This window comes from Nocardia miyunensis NBRC 108239, from assembly GCF_001613065.1.
In the GTDB taxonomy this organism is placed as follows: domain Bacteria; phylum Actinomycetota; class Actinomycetes; order Mycobacteriales; family Mycobacteriaceae; genus Nocardia; species Nocardia miyunensis.
Genome location: NZ_BDBQ01000024.1, coordinates 1 through 5369, shown reverse-complemented (window position 1 = coordinate 5369; position 5369 = coordinate 1). Strand labels below are relative to the sequence as shown.

Below are 5369 nucleotides of genomic sequence, written 5' to 3'. Positions count from 1 at the left end.
CAGCCGGAGTCCTCGACCGCCGCGATCCAGCGGGCGCGGATCCCCGGCACCACGGCCCCACACCGGCCCCGACCACGCCGGACCAGCAGCGTCGGACCACACCCGAGCAGCAACGCCCGGTCATGCCCGCGCACTGGGAGCCCGTGCACGACACGCACGACCCGCTGCTCACCACCCTCGCCCGAATCTGGCACCTGACCGACGCGGCGCGCATCCCCGCACGCATCAGGGGATTCCTCGACGAGCGTGAGCGGTCCGAGAACATGCGGCGCCTCCGATCCGACTCCAACCGGCGAAACGGCCGAATCGATGACGCACAGTGGCAGCAGGACCAACAGCAGCGCGAGAAATTCGACCGATGGCTGACCACCGGGCGGCAGCTGACGAATGATTCAGCCGCTCAACGGAACTCACCGGATCCCGAAGACATCGACGCCCTCCTGAGCCTGGCCGGTGAGACCTACCGCGGGAACGTGACCGCCGTACATCCGGACGGACGGATATCGGAAATCATCAGCTCCCCGTTCGGCGCGCTGTCTCGGGACCGGATCCCCGCGCCCCTGGATCGAGTGCTGGCCTCATCGCGGACCCCGCTGCTCGGCGGCGCGGCACTGCGCAAGACGTACATCGGCGAGGATCTGCCGATCACCGCCCCAGGATCCGCGAAATGAAGCCGTGCCGCACAGGTGTCGCACAGGTATTCCACATAATTCGTCTGGAGTCGCGAATTCCGTTCGCGACCATTAATTTTGGTGATGCGTCGCAGTGCTCGCCGCGGCGCGCCGGTCGTTTCGAAAGGCAGTCAGGAGATCCCATGGCGTCGTCCGATTCCTCGGAGCCGCTGGAAGTCGATATCGACGATCTGAGTACGGCGGGAAAGAATTTCGAGAATCTGTCGAACAACGTGTCGAAGATCCTGTCGAATCTGAGCGCCAGCATCAACGGCCTTGGTGAGCCGTGGGGCAATGACAGCATCGGTAAGGAATTCTCCGAGGGCGCGTCCGGATATATCGCAGCCCGGGATTCGCTGCTCGGGGCCACCGGCGCGCTGGCGTCGTTCAAGTCCATCTTCACCACTTACGGGTCCGAAATCGTCGACGCGGCCGCGGCATTCCAGAACGGTGAGGACGCCTACGGCGAGGAATTCATCGAGGCCATCGGCGGCGACTCCAGCTCCTCGGGCTCGGGCTCCGGTTCGTCGAGCTCGACTTCCACCTCGACCTCCTACGTATATACCTATACCTCCGCCTCGGTGGAGTACGCCGATACCTCCAACCCGGCGACCTCCGCCTCGACGTCCTCGGACTCCTCCGGTGCATCCGGTTCCGCGAGCGGCAGTACCGGCACCAGCGGCGGCAGCACCGGCAGCAGCTCAGGCGGCGACGGGAGCAGCTCGGGCAGTGACGGCAGCAACAGCAGCACCGGGGGCGACACGAGCAGCGGAACCTCGGGCGACGGGACCTCCGGCAGCGTAATGTCCAGCGGCGGAGGGACTTCCAACGGCGGCGGAACTTCCAGCGGCGGAACCACCGGGAGAACCACGAGCGGCGGGACAACCGGCGGAACCACAAGCGGCGGGACAACCGGCGGAACCACAAGCGGCGGAACCACAAGCGGCCGAACCACCGGCGGCGGAACCACCGGCGGAACCACAAGCGGCGGAACCACCGGCGGGACCACGAGCGGCGCGACAACCGGCGGAACCACAAGCGGCGGAACCACCGGCGGGTCCACCGGAAGCGGAACTACCGGCGACGGAACGACGAGCGGCACCACCGGAAGCGGAACTTCCAGCGACGGAACAACAAGCGGCACCACCGGAAGCGGGACCTCCAGCGAAGGAACCAACAGCAGTTCCGGCGACTCCGGTTCCGGCAACGACAGCTCCGGCAGCGACTCCTCCAGCGCGACCGGCTCGACGGACTCCAGCAGCGCGACCGGCTCGACCTATTCCACCAGCTCCAGCGGCGCGAGCGGCACGGACTCCGGCACCGACTCGTCGTCGGGCAACTCCGGAACGGATTCCTCGAGCGGCCCGTCCGGTCTCACCGGCCCGTGGTCCGGGGCCACCGGCCCGTTCTCCCCCTTGGCGGCCTCCGGCTCGATGGGATCCGAAAGCCCCGGTGGCACAGCGGGATCCGGGTCGCCGCTCGGATCCCGGGCGGCCGGGATGGGACCGGCCGGTGGCGCGTCCAAGGGTGCGTTCCAGGGCGACAAGCTCGGGCAGTCGACCGATCCGTCCACGTCGCGGTCGCGCGCGACCGCCTCGCAGCAGGGGGGCTACGAACCGGGGATGCACGGTGCCGCGGGCGCACGCGGGGCCGGGGCCTCGGGATCCGACCGCAAGAAACGCCGCCCGGCCCGGAGTGCGGCATCCGCCTCGGGTTCGGCCGACGAGCAGGCCGATCCATGGGCACAGTTGGCGGGGATGCCGGAGACCGATTCGCAGGATTCGCAGCGTGACGAGGATCAGAAGTGAATCCCGAACCTCTGGAACAGGATTCGCTCGACGACGAGTGGTACGAAACGCTACTCGAAATGTTCTGCGCCTCCGCGCGTTACGCCCCGGACCTGACCTCCCAGGACGTGGTCGGGCACGCCGCCGACGATCTGATCGACCGGATCAGCTACGAGCCCACCGTGGCGGAATTCCATCCGGCATTCGTCCGGGCGGTAGCCGCCGAGACGCTGCCGCCCGGTGCACTGGCCGCAGCGGAAATTCATTCAGAGGCAACGATTCTGTCATTCCTGGGACGTTTGCTGGAGGAGCTGGAACGACGATTGCCATGGCCGGAACCGACGCTGGTCCCGGTCGACGCCGAGGAATGGCCATCGCTCGGCTCCGGCCTGCCGATCGCCTGGCTGGAACTTCCGCTGCCGCTGGTGGAACAGGCGGTGCGGGCATCGTTCGATCCGGACAGCTCCGATCCGGAGGACGCCGGGATGCCGCTGCTGGTACTGCGGCTGCGCAGCCGTCAGCTGGTTGCCGTACTGGGCGAACAGAGTTCGGAACCGAGCCGCTTCCTGGTCCTGCTGCCCGATGCCGAAGGACAGCAGGACGCGGCCGAGGTGATCGAGTACCTGATCGATCACACGAATCTGCCGCTGCGGACCGAGGGCATCGAGCAATCCATGACGACGCTGTCGGGCCTGTGATGGCGAGCACACGACTCGAGCGGAATCACATGCACGACAACGGGATTACTGTCATAGCAAGTGCTATGGCGACTCGCCTTGGTGCGCCGTATCGTTGCTGCGGCCATCCGCTCATAAATGTTGTGAGGCATCATGTCCCAGCCAAATGATCGGTTGACCACCGACGCGGCCCAGTTCCTCGACTCCTTCCGCAGCGCCATGGAGCAGGCGAACGCCACGCGTCGGCAGCGTGATGCCCTGACCGGTTCGGCCAGCGTGGAGCGTGGGCGAATCACCGTGGTGGTGAACGCTTCCGGTTCCATCATCAAGACCAGCTTCACCGAGGACGTCGGCGATCTCACCTACAGCCAGATCGCCCGCGCCACCCTGCAGGCGGCGCAGCAGGCGGCGGAGGATGTGAAACGCAAGACCGAGGAGCTGCTCGCCCCGATGCGCGCGACGCGAGCCGCGATGCCGCAGCTGTCGGATCTGATCGAGGGCCTGCCTCGGTTGCAGGACGAGGTGACACCCCCGCCCGCGGCTCCGCTGACGCCACCGAGCGAGCGCCGAATCGCCCCGGCGGCAACCGAATTCGAGGACGCGGTCGAGTATCGATCGGGCTCGAAGAGCAGATTCGACCGCTGAGAGGAATGCCGCGGATGAGCGATGAGAGCACCGACCGGAGCCTCGAGCAGTTCCGGTCCGATCTGAGTGAGATCACCCGACTCCAGCAGGAGCGCACCCTGTTGACCGGCGCCGGCACCGCCGAACGTCGCCGAGTCACCGTGACGGTGAACGCCGATGGAATAGCGATCGACATCAAATTCTCTTCCGACATAAGCGATCTCGACTACGACGAGATCTCCGCCGCGATCACCCAGGCGTCGCTTCAGGCGGTGACCGACGTGGCAAAGCAGACCAATGCACTGTTCGCTCCGATCTCCATCGATCCGGGCGACCGCGCCAGGTCGAACGAGACCGCGCAGGCCTTCGCGGAGCTGCGAGAGCAGTTGGATTGAACCCGAATCGCGAACCGCACGTGGGAGTTTGACCGTGGCAACAGATTCGAGCACCGCCGACGACACCGGCTGGTCGAACCTGAGTACCTCGGCGAGCGATGGCCAGCTGATGCTGGAGTCCGGAATCGCCGAGAAGTGCGCCCAGCATGTCGAGACCATGCTGAACGCGGTTGTCGGCGTGATCAATTGGATCGGGTCCAACTACAAGCAGGCGAGCCCGGCCATCGCCGAGACGTCGTCCGGCGAGCAGCTCGCGGAGGTATTCCGAGAGAAGTTCCAGGACGAGCTGAAGAGCGTGCTGGAGCAGCATCGCAGCGTCCTGACCGATATGGGCAACACGTTCGTGTCCGCCGGCAAGCAGTACGCGAGCTCCGAGGGCGAATCGACCGAGAGCTTCGAGGACATCTCGTTCGACGGCTCGGGCGCGACATCGCCGAGCGGTTCGGCGGAATCACAGACGATACCCAGCAGTTCGACCACCACGTCCTCCTCGGGCACGAAGGAATCGCTGTCCATCACCCCGGAGCAGGGCAGCAGTTTCAGCTGGCAGCAGCTGTATTCCATCGGCCAGAGCATCAAGCCGCAGGACGTGGCCGATGCCGGGGGCGTATGGTATTGGCTCGCAAAGGATCTCGCCGGCGACTTCAGCACGCTCGAGAGCAGCATCGAGTCGGCGGAGAACGACTGGACCGGATCCGGCGCGTCGGCGGCGGTCAGCGCGACGAAGAAGTACGTCCAGGCGGCCGATCTGCTGACCACCGACATGAACAAGATCGGTGATGTTCTGGTCTCCGCGTCGCACTGGTTGCAGCAGACCAAGAACAGCATGCCGACCACGGCCAACCCGCCGACCACCAGCGGCTCCGGATACAGCACCTCGGCCTCGGACATCGCCGCGGAGACCGAGCCGTATCAGAACGCATTCACCCAGCACTACACGGACTCCTTCTCCTCCACCAGCGACAACATTCTGGTACTGCCCGAACCGAGTCAGACCAGCGATTCGTCCAACGGTTCGTCGGGTAGCTCCGGCAGCAGCGGTTCGGGCAGCGATGGCAGCAGCGGCGATTCCAGTAGCGGACCCAGCGGTTCGCGCGGCTCGAGTAGCGACAGCAGCAGTTCCAGCAGCACGGGAGCCAGCGGCAGCACCGGCCCCAGCAGCAGCTCTGCCAACGGTTCCACCAGCGGCAGCAGCGGATCGACCACCGGCAGCAG

At 66.2% G+C, this 5369-nt stretch carries 6 protein-coding genes; all 6 read left to right on the top strand.

From position 1 onward, the window contains the following. The first annotated feature begins 122 nt into the window (after positions 1-122). Positions 123-671, top strand: a complete 549-nt coding sequence (locus tag NM2_RS10360) for a hypothetical protein (protein WP_067667060.1) — start codon at positions 123-125, stop codon at positions 669-671. A 143-nt stretch (positions 672-814) separates the two neighbouring features. Next, complete coding sequence (locus NM2_RS10355; protein WP_067667058.1) at positions 815-2479, top strand: hypothetical protein; 1665 nt, start codon at positions 815-817, stop codon at positions 2477-2479. Then, positions 2476-3156: a hypothetical protein gene (locus tag NM2_RS10350; RefSeq protein WP_067667056.1), complete on the top strand. Its 681-nt coding sequence runs from the start codon at positions 2476-2478 to the stop codon at positions 3154-3156. The genes NM2_RS10355 and NM2_RS10350 overlap by 4 nt, the downstream gene beginning before the upstream one ends. Before the next feature lie 132 nt (positions 3157-3288). Beyond that, a complete protein-coding gene (locus NM2_RS10345) occupies positions 3289-3780 on the top strand; it encodes a YbaB/EbfC family nucleoid-associated protein (RefSeq protein ID WP_157121018.1) in 492 nt (163 codons plus the stop codon). Between the two features lie 14 nt (positions 3781-3794). Further along, positions 3795-4154 (top strand): YbaB/EbfC family nucleoid-associated protein, encoded by a 360-nt coding sequence (locus NM2_RS10340; protein ID WP_169816150.1) that lies wholly within the window; start codon positions 3795-3797, stop codon positions 4152-4154. A gap of 34 nt (positions 4155-4188) precedes the next feature. Next, on the top strand, positions 4189-5369 hold a 1181-nt coding region (locus NM2_RS10335; protein ID WP_218025887.1), incomplete at its 3' end, for a hypothetical protein.

Bases quoted from the DNA above. Each gene is read 5' to 3' on its own strand.
- NM2_RS10360 (WP_067667060.1), top strand. From the start codon at position 123: ATGCCCGCGCACTGGGAGCCCGTGCACGACACGCACGACCCGCTGCTC.
- NM2_RS10355 (WP_067667058.1), top strand. From the start codon at position 815: ATGGCGTCGTCCGATTCCTCGGAGCCGCTGGAAGTCGATATCGACGAT.
- NM2_RS10345 (WP_157121018.1), top strand. From the start codon at position 3,289: ATGTCCCAGCCAAATGATCGGTTGACCACCGACGCGGCCCAGTTCCTC.
- NM2_RS10340 (WP_169816150.1), top strand. From the start codon at position 3,795: ATGAGCGATGAGAGCACCGACCGGAGCCTCGAGCAGTTCCGGTCCGAT.